At 56.8% G+C, this 12695-nt stretch carries 14 protein-coding genes; 12 read left to right on the top strand and 2 right to left on the bottom strand.

Going from position 1 to position 12695, the window contains the following annotated elements:
- The first annotated feature begins 30 nt into the window (after positions 1 to 30).
- The 3 genes from CZ787_RS14505 to CZ787_RS14515 are packed head-to-tail and all read left to right on the top strand — an operon-like array spanning position 31 to position 2382.
- A complete protein-coding gene (locus CZ787_RS14505) occupies positions 31 to 741 on the top strand; it encodes a DUF484 family protein (protein WP_087110456.1) in 711 nt (236 codons plus the stop codon).
- The gene (locus tag CZ787_RS14510) at positions 734 to 1645 is read left to right on the top strand and encodes a tyrosine recombinase XerC (RefSeq protein WP_087110458.1); all 912 of its coding nucleotides are present in this window, start codon (positions 734 to 736) and stop codon (positions 1643 to 1645) included. The genes CZ787_RS14505 and CZ787_RS14510 overlap by 8 nt, the downstream gene beginning before the upstream one ends.
- Positions 1642 to 2382: an HAD family hydrolase gene (locus CZ787_RS14515; protein ID WP_087110461.1), complete on the top strand. Its 741-nt coding sequence runs from the start codon at positions 1642 to 1644 to the stop codon at positions 2380 to 2382. Before CZ787_RS14510 ends, CZ787_RS14515 begins: the two co-directional genes overlap by 4 nt.
- Here CZ787_RS14515 and yihA read toward each other — a convergent pair.
- Positions 2371 to 3024: a ribosome biogenesis GTP-binding protein YihA/YsxC gene (yihA, locus tag CZ787_RS14520; RefSeq protein WP_087110463.1), complete on the bottom strand. Its 654-nt coding sequence runs from the start codon at positions 3022 to 3024 to the stop codon at positions 2371 to 2373. The genes CZ787_RS14515 and yihA overlap by 12 nt on opposite strands.
- Positions 3025 to 3362: 338 nt before the next feature.
- Between yihA and CZ787_RS14525 the strand changes: the two genes are divergently transcribed.
- The 8 genes from CZ787_RS14525 to dtd all read left to right on the top strand — a co-directional run bounded on the left by CZ787_RS14525 (position 3363) and on the right by dtd (position 9943).
- On the top strand, positions 3363 to 3992 hold the full coding sequence (locus CZ787_RS14525) for a c-type cytochrome (RefSeq protein ID WP_407647901.1): 630 nt from the start codon (positions 3363 to 3365) through the stop codon (positions 3990 to 3992).
- A gap of 97 nt (positions 3993 to 4089) precedes the next feature.
- Positions 4090 to 4722, top strand: coding sequence for a thiol:disulfide interchange protein DsbA/DsbL (locus tag CZ787_RS14530; RefSeq protein ID WP_087110468.1), 633 nt, complete (start codon positions 4090 to 4092; stop codon positions 4720 to 4722).
- 27 nt (positions 4723 to 4749) lie between these two features.
- Positions 4750 to 5574: an endonuclease/exonuclease/phosphatase family protein gene (locus CZ787_RS14535; protein ID WP_087110470.1), complete on the top strand. Its 825-nt coding sequence runs from the start codon at positions 4750 to 4752 to the stop codon at positions 5572 to 5574.
- A 135-nt stretch (positions 5575 to 5709) separates the two neighbouring features.
- On the top strand, positions 5710 to 6258 hold the full coding sequence (locus CZ787_RS14540; RefSeq protein WP_087110472.1) for a TRAP transporter small permease subunit: 549 nt from the start codon (positions 5710 to 5712) through the stop codon (positions 6256 to 6258).
- Complete coding sequence (locus CZ787_RS14545) at positions 6258 to 7673, top strand: TRAP transporter large permease (protein ID WP_087110474.1); 1416 nt, start codon at positions 6258 to 6260, stop codon at positions 7671 to 7673. The genes CZ787_RS14540 and CZ787_RS14545 overlap by 1 nt, the downstream gene beginning before the upstream one ends.
- An 8-nt stretch (positions 7674 to 7681) precedes the next feature.
- Positions 7682 to 8503, top strand: a complete 822-nt coding sequence (thiD, locus tag CZ787_RS14550; RefSeq protein ID WP_087110476.1) for a bifunctional hydroxymethylpyrimidine kinase/phosphomethylpyrimidine kinase — start codon at positions 7682 to 7684, stop codon at positions 8501 to 8503.
- Between the two features lie 111 nt (positions 8504 to 8614).
- Positions 8615 to 9460: a universal stress protein gene (locus CZ787_RS14555; protein ID WP_087110478.1), complete on the top strand. Its 846-nt coding sequence runs from the start codon at positions 8615 to 8617 to the stop codon at positions 9458 to 9460.
- A 45-nt stretch (positions 9461 to 9505) separates the two neighbouring features.
- A complete protein-coding gene (gene dtd / locus CZ787_RS14560; RefSeq protein ID WP_087110481.1) occupies positions 9506 to 9943 on the top strand; it encodes a D-aminoacyl-tRNA deacylase in 438 nt (145 codons plus the stop codon).
- A 34-nt stretch (positions 9944 to 9977) separates the two neighbouring features.
- Here the strand turns inward: dtd and CZ787_RS14565 are convergent, their stop codons facing one another.
- The gene (locus CZ787_RS14565; protein ID WP_087110483.1) at positions 9978 to 11936 is read right to left on the bottom strand and encodes an ATP-binding cassette domain-containing protein; all 1959 of its coding nucleotides are present in this window, start codon (positions 11934 to 11936) and stop codon (positions 9978 to 9980) included.
- 30 nt (positions 11937 to 11966) lie between these two features.
- Here CZ787_RS14565 and CZ787_RS14570 point away from each other — a divergent pair, with 30 nt between their 5' ends.
- Positions 11967 to 12539, top strand: coding sequence for a TIGR02444 family protein (locus CZ787_RS14570; RefSeq protein WP_087110485.1), 573 nt, complete (start codon positions 11967 to 11969; stop codon positions 12537 to 12539).
- The last annotated feature ends 156 nt before the right edge of the window (positions 12540 to 12695 follow it).

Consider the following 12695-nt stretch of genomic DNA (forward strand, 5'->3'; position numbering starts at 1 on the left):
TGACGCGTAACGGATACAAGGAGAACGGCGATGTCTCAAGCCCCTGAACCGCGCAAGACGCTCGATCCAGACCAGGTAGCATTTTGGCTTGCCCGGCATCCCGATTTTTTTGTAGGCCGTGAAGGGTTGTTGCAGCAGCTTAAAGTACCGCACCCGCATATTGATGGTGCGGTATCGCTGCTTGAGAGGCTGGTGCTGGACTTGCGTCAGCGGGCGGAAAAGGCCGAAGATCGCCTGGAGCATTTACTGGAAACCGCTCGGCACAACGAAGCTCAGTATCGGCGCCTACGGGAAACCCTGATGGCGCTGGTCGAAGCGGATAGCCGTGACGCCTTAGCGCAAGCTCTGGCGACTCAGCTTAACGAGCGATTTGATACGCCCGCGATGGCACTTTGGTGCCCGGCGTCGTTAAGCGATAGCGAACCCACCATGCCCCAGCCTCCGCGCCATGTGCTGGACCAGCACGCCAGTACACGTTTGGCCGCGTTACTGGACGGTAAAACCAGCCGCTGTGCCAAGTTAAGCGTTAGCGATTGGAAGTGCCTATTGCCGCATACTAAAGCGCCACGTAAAGCGGGCTCCTGCGCTATCTCGCGCCTCTCGGCGGGCGAGTCGCTGGGATACCTGCTACTGGCAAGCCCCAACCCTGACTGCTATCGCGCCAGCATGGATACGCTGTTTACCGAGTATCTTGGGGATATCGTGGCACGGCTTTTAATTCGCTTGGAAACGTATGGCTGAGTCGCTTCTTGCCGCAGCGGTGGCACGCTATATCGGCGCGCTAGGCCAACATGCAAGCCCGGCAACCGTCGCCGCCTATCAGCAGGATTTAAGCGCCCTGTGCCGGTTTGCCGAGCAGCGCGAAATACAGGACCCAGCGCTGCTGGATACGGCGCTGCTGCGCACTTTTCTAGGCACAGAGCGCAGCCGCGGGCTTGGCGCACGCAGCCTTGCACGGCGCCGAGCGGCACTTTCGCGCTTTGCCGATGACCTGGTCAAGCAGGGGATTCTTGCCGATAACCCGGTCGCGCTACTGCGCACGCCTAAGCAACCCAGCCACCTGCCGCGCCCGGTCGATGTGGATGCATTGGCCCATTTTCTGGATAGCCCGCATGATGGTTCGCCCCTGGCCGTACGCGACCAGGCCATGTTGGAGCTTTTTTACTCCAGTGGTTTGCGCCTGGCAGAACTTGCCGCGCTGGACCTTCACGATCTGCAGACCAGCCGCGTACGTGTGATAGGCAAAGGCAGTAAACCACGCCAGGTGCCTGTCGGGCAGCGCGCCCAGCACACCCTGGCGGAGTGGATTGCCTGCCGGGCAACTATGGCACCTGAGGGTGAAACGGCGCTTTTTGTGGGCCAGCGTGGGGCGCGGCTGGGGCATCGAGCCATTCAAAAACGTCTTGCCCAACTCTCTGTTAGCCGGGGCTTGCCCGAGCACTTGCATCCTCACCGCTTGCGTCACTCGTTTGCCAGCCATTTGCTTGAATCAAGCCAGGATCTGCGTGCGGTTCAGGAGCTGTTAGGCCACGCAAACCTCTCCACCACCCAAGTATATACTCGGCTCGACTGGCAGCATTTGGCGACCAGCTATGACGCCGCCCACCCACGCGCCAAGCGCCGCCCTTCTGGAAACACACCATGACCGCACTAGCAGCTATCACGTTTGATTTAGACGATACGCTTTGGGATAACCAGGGCGTGATGCTACGCACGGAGGAGGGGCATTACGGCTGGTTACTTGAGGCGCTGAGTATCTGGCGCGCAACGCGTCAAGAGGCGCCGCTGTCGCTGGATTATGAGGCGGGCGTGGAGGACTATTTACAGCGCCGCCAGCAGTTCGCTAAAGATGTGCCCGAGCGGCGCGGCGACTTTACCTGGCTACGCCTGCGCGCTCTGGAGGCGCAGTTGGAAGCCGAGGGCCTGCCCCGGAGTGCGGCCATTTTGTGGGCGGCAGCGGCCATGAACGAGTTTCATCGCCTGCGTATCCAGGTTTCTCCGCATCCGGAAGCGGCGGGCCTGCTTTCCGCGTTAGGCGAGCGCTACCAGCTGGCGGCCATTACCAACGGCAATATTCATTTAAAGCGTCAGCCGTTGGCGGCGTATTTTCCGGTGGCGATTGCTGCAGGCGAGCTTCTGGCGCCCAAGCCGGAACACACGCCCTTTCTAACGGCGCTTTCAAGGCTTAATGTCACGCCCGAGTGCGCGATGCACGTCGGCGACTCGTGGGAAGAGGATATTTTACCGGCTCAGCAACTGGGCATGCACGCGGTGTGGGTCTCAAGCGACCAGAGCCAGGCGCTGCCGCCCAGGGTACACCGCATCGCACATATTAAAGAGCTGCCGGGTATATTGGATAAGCTGGACGGTTCAGTGGCCTGAGGTGTCTTCCGGTGGCGTATGCAACCACTGGTCAAGCTTTTGCGAAAGTGTATCGACGCCCTGGCGCTTGAGCGATGAGAAAAGCTGAACTGACACCAGGTCTTCCCACTCTTTTAAGCGAGAACGGACTTTTTGCAGCGAGGCACTTGCCGGGCCTTTTTTCAGCTTGTCGGCCTTGGTTAGCAGGATATGTACCGGCATATTGCGCTGGTCGGCGAAGCTCAGCATCATCTGGTCAAACTCGCTCAGCGGGTGGCGAACGTCCATCAGCAGCACCAGCCCGCGCAGGCTAAACCGGCCCCGCAGGTAGTCAGACAAATGCTGCTGCCACTCGATTTTGACGGCTTCTGGCACTTTCGCATAACCGTAGCCTGGAAGGTCAACCAGACGCCGCGCCTCGTCGTTCATGACGCTGAAAAAGTTGATCAGCTGCGTGCGCCCTGGCGTGCGCGAAGTGCGGGCGAGGCCGTTCTGTTGCGTGAGCGCGTTGATAGCGCTCGATTTGCCCGCGTTAGAGCGTCCTGCAAACGCCACTTCCGCACCCGTATCGTCAGGGCAGGTAGCCAGTGTTGGGGCGCTGATAACAAATTTGGCGGTAGGGTAGTTCAACCGAGCGACGGGGCTATCTTGAGGGGTGGACATGGAATGAATCCTGAAAATCGAACCTATAAAACAGTCTGCGTTAACCACGCGTATAATGACATGGCACGCCGCACTGCGACGAATTACCCCGTCAGTCAGGTCAAGCATTGTGCTAAAAAGCGGTGATACCTGTGACCTGGGGCGTTAGTGTACCACTGGGCTTAAGCCAACAGCGACTAATCGGTAGGTTGAGCACCCTATTTGACATGCCAGATAGCGCCCACCGTTATGAATAGCGTAGCCCTTGAATCGCATAGTGAGTCGTTATTAGAACCGTCCTTAGAGTCATCATGAGCGTCGTTATGAACGTCTTTACGAAAATCTTTACGAACATCTGTGTGAAAGCAGCGCTGGCAAGCTTGGCGGCTGCTTTAAGTGCCCCCGTTATCGTTTCTGCGCAGCCTGCTGACCCGCAAGCAACGGATATCACCGCCGGTCAACAGCGCGCGCAAACGTGTGCGGCTTGTCATGGGCAAACGGGCATCAGTCCGGCCAGTGCATTTCCGCATTTAGCGGGGCAGCAAGCCTCTTACCTGGCCAAACAGATTAGAGATATTCGTGATGGCGAGCGGGTGGTTGTGCAAATGACAGGCATGGTTGACGACTTTTCTGACCAGGATGCGTGGAACGTTGCCGCCTATTATGCAGCCCAGGAGGCTAATCTGGGCCATGCCAATGCGGAAGACGAGGCGCTATTGGCACGCGGAGAAGAGATTTATCGTGCAGGGGTGCGCTCGCGTGGTGTGCCTGCCTGCAGCGCATGCCATACGCCCACGGGTGGCGGTGTTGGCAGCGCCGTTTACCCGGCGATTGCTGGTCAGTACCCCGCCTATACGATGACGGCGTTACACGCGTTTGCTAGCGGTGAACGAACGAACGACCCAAGCGGTAGCATGCACGATATTGCGACTCGGCTAAGCGAGGAGGATATGCAGGCCGTGGCTAACTACCTCTTTGGTTTACACTAAGTGGTATCCTGAAAATGAATGCTCTTTCCTATCGGTGAGGGAACCTGATAGCGTTAGAGATAGTCCTATCTTCGCTTATCCCTTGGAGAATTGTCGCATGTTCAAAACGTTATTGGTTGCCCTGACCGGTTTAGGCCTTTCAGCATCTGTCAGCGCTCAGGAATTGGTAGAAGGTAAAGACTATACGCTGCTTGATTCACCGGTCGCGACTCAGGTCGATGAGGATCACATCGAAGTGACCGAAGTGTTCTGGTTCGGCTGCCCTCACTGCAACCGCCTTCAAGCACCCATCACTGAATGGTACGAAACACTAGATGATGACGTAAGTATTGTGCATATGCCCGCTGTCATGGGCGGAAACTCCAATGTTCACGCGACGGCTTTTTATGCTGCCGAGTCGCTAGGCATTGAAGACGATTTGCATGCTGATTTCTTTACGGCGATTCACCAGGATGACCGCGCGTTAACGGATGCGGACGATATTGCCGACTTTTTTGCCGATTATGGTGTCAGTGAAGAAGATGCCAAAAAATCCTTAACTTCGTTTGGCGTACGCAGCGAAGTTAACAACGCCCACGGTCGTATTCGTGAAATGCGCTTGATGGGTGTGCCCGCGCTGGTGGTTGATGGCCGTTACGTTATTACCCCCAGCACCGCAGGCAGCCTTGAGAATATGCCGCAAGTGGCAGAAGCACTCATCGAGCGCGTGCGTACTGAGCGCGCGCAGTAAGGTGTAAGGGCATGGGGTGATAAGCAGATGGTCAATCTGACAACAGTGAATCAGCCGGGCAAGTTATCGTCTCTGCTAGAAACGGGGCACCTTCGCTTGCTGACGTTTAATTTGCAGGTGGGCATCCAAACGTCTGCTTATCATCACTACTTTACCCGCAGTTGGCAGCACTTCTTGCCGAACCCTCAGCGCGTTAAACGTCTGGATATTATGGGCGATGTGTTGAGCCAGTTTGATGTGGTGGGGCTTCAGGAGGCCGATGGCGGCAGTTTTCGCTCCAGTCGTATCAATCAGGTGGAGTACCTGGCCGCTCAGGCCGGGTTTCCGCATCACTTTAAACAGTTAAACCGTAATCTGGGGCGTATCGCCCAGCACAGTAACGGCCTGCTTTCGCGTCTGACACCTACGAAGATTGAAGAGCACCGTTTGCCCGGTACGTTACCTGGTCGCGGGGCCATTCACGTACGTTTTGGTAACGGGCCGGATGCGTTACATATTTTTATTGCTCACTTGGCGCTTAGCCAGCGTGGGCGTGGGCGTCAGCTTGACTACTTGAGTGAAATTATTGAGCCGCTACATCACGTGGTGGTGATGGGCGATCTCAACTGCACGCCGGATCAGTTGCACGCCCATCAGCGGTTTAGTGCCTCGCTGCCGCTTCATCCGGTTAAACCGCTATTGAGCTATCCCTCGTGGCAGCCACGACGTGCGCTGGACCATATTCTGCTCTCGCAAACGCTGGAGGCCGCTGAGGTGCGGGTAATGGATCATCTGTTCTCTGATCACCTGCCTATTGCCGTTGATCTACCGTTACCTAACGCCTGTCTATTGGCGATTGAAAACGCCAACTAACGCTTAAGGCCGTCAAACGGGCGAATATGTGCGTTTTAAGCCGCTTTAACCGGTAGATAATTGCCTGTTTAGGGATGACGTTCGGCCTGGAATCAGCGATGATTCCAGGCCGTTTCTTTGTGTAGGACATTTAACATGCACGCCAATGCTCATGAGCCGCGGTTGCTCCGCTGGCTCGACTGCGTGACGGAGAGAGTTGGCCGGGCCATTGCCTGGCTGGTTGTGATCATGATGCTGGTTCAGTTCGCCATCGTTGTCATGCGTTACGCCTTCGGTATGAACAGTATTGTGATGGAAGAGTCGGTAATGTATATGCATGCCGCCGTATTTATGCTGTGCGCTGGCTGGACGCTGCGTCACGAGGGCCATGTGCGGGTGGATATCTTTTATCGGCGCATGTCCGACCGCGGCCGTGCCTGGATCGATCTTCTCGGTACGCTGTTTTTACTGATCCCGGTGATGCTATTTATTGCGATCACGAGCTTTCACTACGTTTACAGCAGCTGGTCGATCATGGAACGCTCCGCCAATGGCGGTATTCCTGCCGTCTTTCTACTCAAGTCAATGATCCTGGCGATGGTGGCGCTGATGCTTCTCCAGGCGGTAGCCCAGTTAATCCGCAAAATATTGATCATTCGCGGCAAACTGCCTGCGCCTATTTCTGAGCATGAGGAGATCATCTAGTGCTGGCGACTCTATTGGAAGGTATGCCGCTGATACTATTCGCCACGGTTTGCGTTGTTTTAATGCTGGGGTATCCGGTGGCGCTGTCGCTGGCGGGCACTGCGCTGGCATTTGCCGGGTTGGGATGGTTGCTTCAGTCGATGGGCGTTGCGGTGCCGTTTGAAGCGCGCTGGATGAACTCCATGCCCAACCGAATTTACGGCATCATGACCAATAGCACCCTGCTGGCGGTGCCTTTATTTGTGCTGATGGGTGTGCTGCTTGAGAAGTCCAAGGTCGCTGAAACACTGTTAGACGCGATGACCATGGCGTTTGGCGCTCTACGTGGGGGGCTGGGCATTGCCGTGGTCTTGGTCGGTATGCTGCTGGCCGCGTCTACCGGTATTGTAGGGGCTACTGTGGTCACCATGGGCCTGCTCTCGCTACCTACGATGCTAAAGCGTGGCTACTCGCCAGCGCTTGCGACCGGCACTATTTGTGCGACCGGAACGCTTGGTCAGATTATTCCACCGTCCATTGCGCTGGTGTTACTGGGCGACGTGCTCAACAATGCCTACCAACAGGCCCAGCTTGCCATGGGCGCCTGGAGCCCGAAAACGCTTTCCGTAGGGGATCTGTTTGTTGGCGCACTGGTGCCCGGCCTGATACTGGTGGTCGCATATATTATCTACTTACTGATGGTGGCGTGGCTTAAGCCGGGCGCCGCTCCTGCCGCTGATCGTCAGGCGTTGATGCAAGAGCTTGGGCATACCGGCAGTATCTGGCCGCTACTCATAAAAGGGCTTTTACCCCCGGTACTGCTGATCGTTGCCGTGCTGGGGTCTATTTTGGGCGGCATTGCGACGCCCACCGAGGCATCCGCCGTGGGCGCGTTTGGTGCCTTGCTGCTGGCCGCTTTTAATCGCCAACTGAGTGTTCCCATGCTGCGCGAGGTGGTGTACTCCACCGCTAAAGTCACCAGCATGGTGTTTTTAATCCTGATTGGGGCGGCGCTGTTTTCGCTGGTTTTCCGTGCCTTCGGCGGTGAAGAACTGGTGACCCACCTGTTTGAAGCGATGCCGGGGGGCGTTGTAGGCGCCACGATCGTGGTCATGCTGGTGATCTTCCTGCTTGGGTTTATCCTCGACTTTATCGAAATTACCTTTGTTGTGGTGCCGATTGTCGGCCCGGTTCTGCTGGCCATGGGCGTTGACCCCATTTGGCTAGGTATTATGATCGCCGTTAACCTGCAAACCTCGTTTTTAACGCCGCCGTTTGGGTTTGCGCTCTTTTACCTGCGGGGCGTAACGCCACAAAGTGTGCCGACCTCCGCCATCTACCGAGGCGTCATTCCGTTTATTCTTTTGCAACTGGGAATGCTATTGGCGCTGGCGCTGTTCCCCGAGCTTGCCACGTGGCTACCGTCGGTTATTTAGGAAACCCCATGACACGAAACGTAAATGTACTGACGATTGCAGGCTCTGATCCCTCCGGTGGCGCAGGGCTGCAGGGTGATTTAAAGACGTTCTCGGCGCTGGGCGTCTATGGCACCAATGTGATTACGGCGGTGATTGCGCAAAATACTTGCGGCGTTTCCTCGGTCTATCCGGTATCCCCCCAGGCGATCCGTGAGCAGTTGGAAACCCTGTTGGACGATGTGGAGCTGGATGCCGTCAAGATTGGCATGGTCGCAAGCCAGGATGTCGCTGACGTGATTGCTGATGTACTGCGCAAGCGCCGCCCACGCTGGATCGTGCTTGATCCGGTGATGGTCGCCAAAAGTGGCGATATTTTGGTAGACGATGTGGGGATTCGGGCGGTACGCGACATTCTGGTACCGCTGGCCGATGTGATCACACCTAACCTGCCAGAAGCCGCCGTGCTGCTGGATACCGCCTCACCTACGAGCCTGGACGCCATGGAAGCCATGCTGCCAGGCTTAGCCCAGCTGGGCGCGCCTTATGTCGTGTTAAAGGGTGGGCATCTTCGTGGTGAGACATGTCCTGACTTGCTGGCAACGCCGGATGGTCACGAGTGGCTACCGGCATCGCGTATCCAAACAGAGAATTTACACGGCACTGGCTGCGCCCTGTCATCCGCTATTGCGGCCTGCTTGGCAAAGCTGCCCATGGATGCGCCTGCCCAAGCCCCCGCTGCGGCTATTAGCGATGCTAAACGGTGGCTGCATGCTGCTCTTGAGGCCAGCGTTCAACTAAGCGTTGGCAAAGGGCGCGGGCCGGTGCACCATTTTCATGCCTGGTGGTAACGCGCTACACGCTAAAATGAATCGTTAGCTTGCGGGATATGGCTTCGCCCACCATGCTGAAGGGTGTCTGTGAAACGACTGCCTGGATGTTTGTCTGAGGAGCGTTATGCCATGACCCGCACGTTTGTGTTTGCCACTGACCTCTCTGCTGAAAATCGCGCTGGCTTTGCGCGCGCATTGCGCCTTGCTTATACGCACAACGCCCATCTGGATGTTCTGCATGTGCTGGACCCCCATCTGCCGCATCGGCTACTGCAAGCAGTAGAGCATGCGATCAATGAAGATATTGGCGCCACCTTGACCGATATTCGTGAAGACTACGCGCTGGAAGCCCCCAAGGCCGTAGTACAAACCGTTACCGGCGAACCCCATGTCGAAATTGCACGCAAGGCCCATGAACAGCAGGCTAGGCTGATTGTGCTGGGGATGCATCGCAAACGTGGCCAGAAAGCGCTGTTGGCGGGCACCACGCTAATGCGCGTCGTACGCAATGCGCCATGTCCTGTGGTGATTACCCAGTACACGCCCACCCAGCCCTGGCAGCATATTGTGATACCCGTTGATGCCTGTTTGAGCGCTCGCCAAATGCTAAAACAGACGCTAAGCCACTTTCCCGATGCAAAACTAACGCTGCTGCATGCCTGGACACTGCCCGGTGAAGAAGCACTGGGTTCTGAGGTCTATTTCGCTCAGTGGCGTGAGCAGGAAGTGGCGCGCCTGCGGGAGGCGTTAAAACACCAGATTAATGACCTGGTGCACGAGCTCGACGATGCCCCCGATATTGAGCTGGTACTTGAACCCGGCACGCCGTGCGAGGTGACCCAGGACTATATCAGGTACCATTCGCCTGACTTGGCGGTGATGAGTAGCCGTAGCCAGCCCTTCCACTCCAGCCAGCTAACGCAAGCGCTGCTCAGCGAACCCCACTGCGACCTGATGTTATGCCGCGCCTGGTGACGTGAATAGGTACACTAGGCGCTGATATCGTCAGGAGAAGCGCAAGTGAAAGTACTGATACAGCGTGTGAGCCAGGCAAGCGTCAGTGTCGAGGGGCAAACGGTGGGTGCTATTGAACAAGGATTATTGGCACTGGTGGGTGTTGAGAAGGGCGACACTGACGCCGCCGTTGAGAAAATACTTCACCGACTTTTGCACTACCGTGTCTTTAGCGACGCCGAGGGCAAAATGAATCTCAATCTTCAGCAGGTAGACGGTGGCTTGCTGCTGGTATCGCAGTTTACCCTGGCCGCTGAAACCCATAAGGGCCTGCGCCCGGGCTTTTCCAGCGCCGCGCCCCCGGCCGAAGGTGAAAGGCTGTTTAATGCGTTGGTCAGCCAGGCCCAGTCGGCTTGGCCGAAGGTCGCCACCGGCCAGTTCGGTGCCGATATGCAGGTGGCACTGGTTAACGATGGCCCGGTGACGTTCATGCTGGAAAGCTAGCGGTTTGGCCCCGCAGAGTACAAACATCCTGGTACTAAGCGGTTTCACTGGCCAACAGTTCGGCCTCCATGACTTCCAGCGACTCTTCAGCTGCTAGCCACTGCTGCTCGGAACTGTCCAGGCGGGCCTTGATGGTGGCTTGCTGGGCCAGCGCATCGGTAAGCTCGGCCTTACGGCTGCTGTTGGTATAAAGCTCGGGGTCGGCCAGCACAGACTCTACGTCTTCCAGCTCGGCCTGGGCTTTTTCCATGGCTTTTTCAGCCTGGTCGCGCTCTTTTTTCAGCGGGCGCAATTTTTCACGCAGCTCGGCAGCGGCCTTACGGGCTGCCTTGCGCGCCTCGCGGCTATCACCACTGGACTGCTGGTTCTGACGCTCGGCCTTTTCACTGCGCGAATCGCGGCGGCTCTCCTCAAGGCGCGCCTTCAACCAGGTGCGATAATCCTCAAGGTCGCCATCAAACGGCTCAACTCGATTATCCGCTACACACCAAAACTCGTCGACCGTGGCACGCAGTAAGTGGCGGTCGTGGGATACCAGAATCACCGTGCCTTCAAAACCGGCCAGCGCCTCGGTAAGCGCTTCGCGCATTTCCAGGTCCAGGTGGTTGGTCGGCTCATCCAGCAGCAATAAATTGGGCTTTTGCCAAGCGACCAGCGCCAGTGCCAAGCGCGCTTTTTCACCGCCTGAGAAAGTGGCCACTTTGCCAAAGGCGTCATCGCCTTTAAAACCAAAGCCGCCCAGAAAGTTGCGAATCTCCTGGTCGCTGACTCTAGGTGAAAGGCGCTGGACATGCACAAAAGGGGTAGAGGTGACATCTAGCCCTTCCAGCTGGTGCTGAGCAAAGTAGCCAATCGCCAGATGCTCGCCGGGAATGCGCTTGCCGTTTAGCAGTTCAAGCTCGCCGGTCAAGGATTTGATCAGCGTTGATTTACCCGCCCCGTTAGGCCCCAGCAGGCCAATACGGCTGCCCGGCAGCAGCGTAATATTGACCTTGTCGAGCTGAACGGTGTCACGCTCTTTACTCCGGTAGCCCAGCTGGGCCTGATCAAGTACCAGCAGCGGGTGCGAGGTTTTATCGGCGGCCGGTAGCGTGAAGTGAAACGGAGAGTCGACGTGGGCGATGGCAATATCTTCCATACGCTCCAGCATTTTTACCCGGCTTTGCGCCTGCTTCGCTTTGGTTGCCTGAGCTTTGAAGCGGGCAATAAAGCGCTCAATCTCTTCCCGGCGGGCTTGCTGTTTCGCCGCTTCGGCCTGCTGCAGGGCTAACTTCTCGGCTCGCGTTCGCTCAAAGAGGGAGTAGTTGCCCCGATAAAGCTCAAGCGTCTGGTGGTGCATGTGCACTATGTGGTCACATACTGCATCCAGAAAATCGCGGTCGTGGGAAATCAGCAGCAGGGTGCCCGGGTAGCGGCTTAGCCACTGCTCCAGCCACAGCAGCGCGTCGAGGTCCAGGTGGTTGGTGGGCTCATCCAGCAGTAATAAGTCAGAGGGCATAAACAGCGTACGCGCCAGGTTAACGCGCATTCGCCAGCCGCCTGAAAAGTCGGAAAGCGGACGGGAAAGATCTGGCTGGAAAAAGCCAAGCCCAACCAGTAACTGGGCGGCGCGAGACTCCGCACGGTAGCCATCCAGGGTTTCGATCAGCCCGTGAAGCTCGGCTTCGCGGTGCGCTTCGCCCGCCTCCTGGGCGGCGAGCAGTTCGGCTTCAGCTTGGCGCAGGGCCTTATCGCCATCCAGCACATATTCGATAATTGGCCGGTCAAGCGCTTCAACTTCCTGAGCCATATGCGCGATGCGTTGCCCACCGCTCATTTCAACATCGCCCTGGTCGGGGCCTAATTCACCCAACAGGAGCTTGAAAAGGCTCGATTTACCAGCGCCGTTTGCCCCGATAATACCCGCCTTGATACCGTCGTGCAGGGTCAAGTCGGCGTTCTCGAGTAGCGTTTGCGTGCCGCGTTGCAGGGCGACTTGGCGCAGTGCGATCATGCTCTCTCCCAAAGAAAAGTGGGTAAACCAATGCTTGATTCTAACCGATTGCGCCGCCTGGAGCAGATGCCATTATGGGATTTTGCCCTCTCGTTTTACAAAGCCCCCGGCGTTGAAGACGCCTGCCTGACGCTACAGGACACATTAGGCGTCGATGTGTGCGAACTGTTATTTCACGGCTGGCTGTTCGTGCATGGGCTTGAAGCACGCCCAGAAGCGCTGGCGCCACAGCGTGAGCAGCGTCAGATATGGCAGCGTGAGACCACTGAGGTGTTGCGTCATTTGCGCCGCAGATTAAAGCCCCAGGCACTGCACAGCGCCTCTGTTTCCGCTCTGCGTAAAACGATTCAGCAGGCTGAACTGCAGGCCGAACGTGAAAACCTTCAACGTTGGCAAAGGTGGGCGATCGAAAATTCTGACAGCGACCAGCGATTAACAAACTGCACGTTGTTTTCGAACGATAGCGAGAAATGGCTGCAAGATAAGCTGTTTTTTGCCGAACTTGACAAGGGTTGCCAAGGTGAGCCAAGCGCGCGCGAAAGCGTGGTTAACGCTTGGCAAATCCTGGCAGCCCGGCTTGACCACTTCGAGTCACCGCGCTAGCCTGAAAATAAGCTGCTTTTGAATAATCTTTCGTTATGCGTCCGCTGACCCACAGCAATGGATAACGTTTTTGCGTGTCAGCGAATGTTAAAAAGCGAATGTAAAAAAACAAAGGCAGAATTTTTGCGCACTCGTACGGCGCGCTTACCACTGCAA

The organism is Halomonas citrativorans, assembly GCF_900163645.1.
GTDB classification, from domain to species: domain Bacteria; phylum Pseudomonadota; class Gammaproteobacteria; order Pseudomonadales; family Halomonadaceae; genus Vreelandella; species Vreelandella citrativorans.

What these genes read in the sequence shown, in the direction of transcription:
- CZ787_RS14505 (WP_087110456.1), top strand. Translation starts at nt 31, where the DNA reads ATGTCTCAAGCCCCTGAACCGCGCAAGACGCTCGATCCAGACCAGGTA.
- CZ787_RS14510 (WP_087110458.1), top strand. Translation starts at nt 734, where the DNA reads ATGGCTGAGTCGCTTCTTGCCGCAGCGGTGGCACGCTATATCGGCGCG.
- CZ787_RS14515 (WP_087110461.1), top strand. Translation starts at nt 1,642, where the DNA reads ATGACCGCACTAGCAGCTATCACGTTTGATTTAGACGATACGCTTTGG.
- yihA (WP_087110463.1), bottom strand. Translation starts at nt 3,024, where the DNA reads ATGTCCACCCCTCAAGATAGCCCCGTCGCTCGGTTGAACTACCCTACC.
- CZ787_RS14530 (WP_087110468.1), top strand. Translation starts at nt 4,090, where the DNA reads ATGTTCAAAACGTTATTGGTTGCCCTGACCGGTTTAGGCCTTTCAGCA.
- CZ787_RS14535 (WP_087110470.1), top strand. Translation starts at nt 4,750, where the DNA reads ATGGTCAATCTGACAACAGTGAATCAGCCGGGCAAGTTATCGTCTCTG.
- CZ787_RS14540 (WP_087110472.1), top strand. Translation starts at nt 5,710, where the DNA reads ATGCACGCCAATGCTCATGAGCCGCGGTTGCTCCGCTGGCTCGACTGC.
- thiD (WP_087110476.1), top strand. Translation starts at nt 7,682, where the DNA reads ATGACACGAAACGTAAATGTACTGACGATTGCAGGCTCTGATCCCTCC.
- CZ787_RS14555 (WP_087110478.1), top strand. Translation starts at nt 8,615, where the DNA reads ATGACCCGCACGTTTGTGTTTGCCACTGACCTCTCTGCTGAAAATCGC.
- CZ787_RS14565 (WP_087110483.1), bottom strand. Translation starts at nt 11,936, where the DNA reads ATGATCGCACTGCGCCAAGTCGCCCTGCAACGCGGCACGCAAACGCTA.
- CZ787_RS14570 (WP_087110485.1), top strand. Translation starts at nt 11,967, where the DNA reads ATGCTTGATTCTAACCGATTGCGCCGCCTGGAGCAGATGCCATTATGG.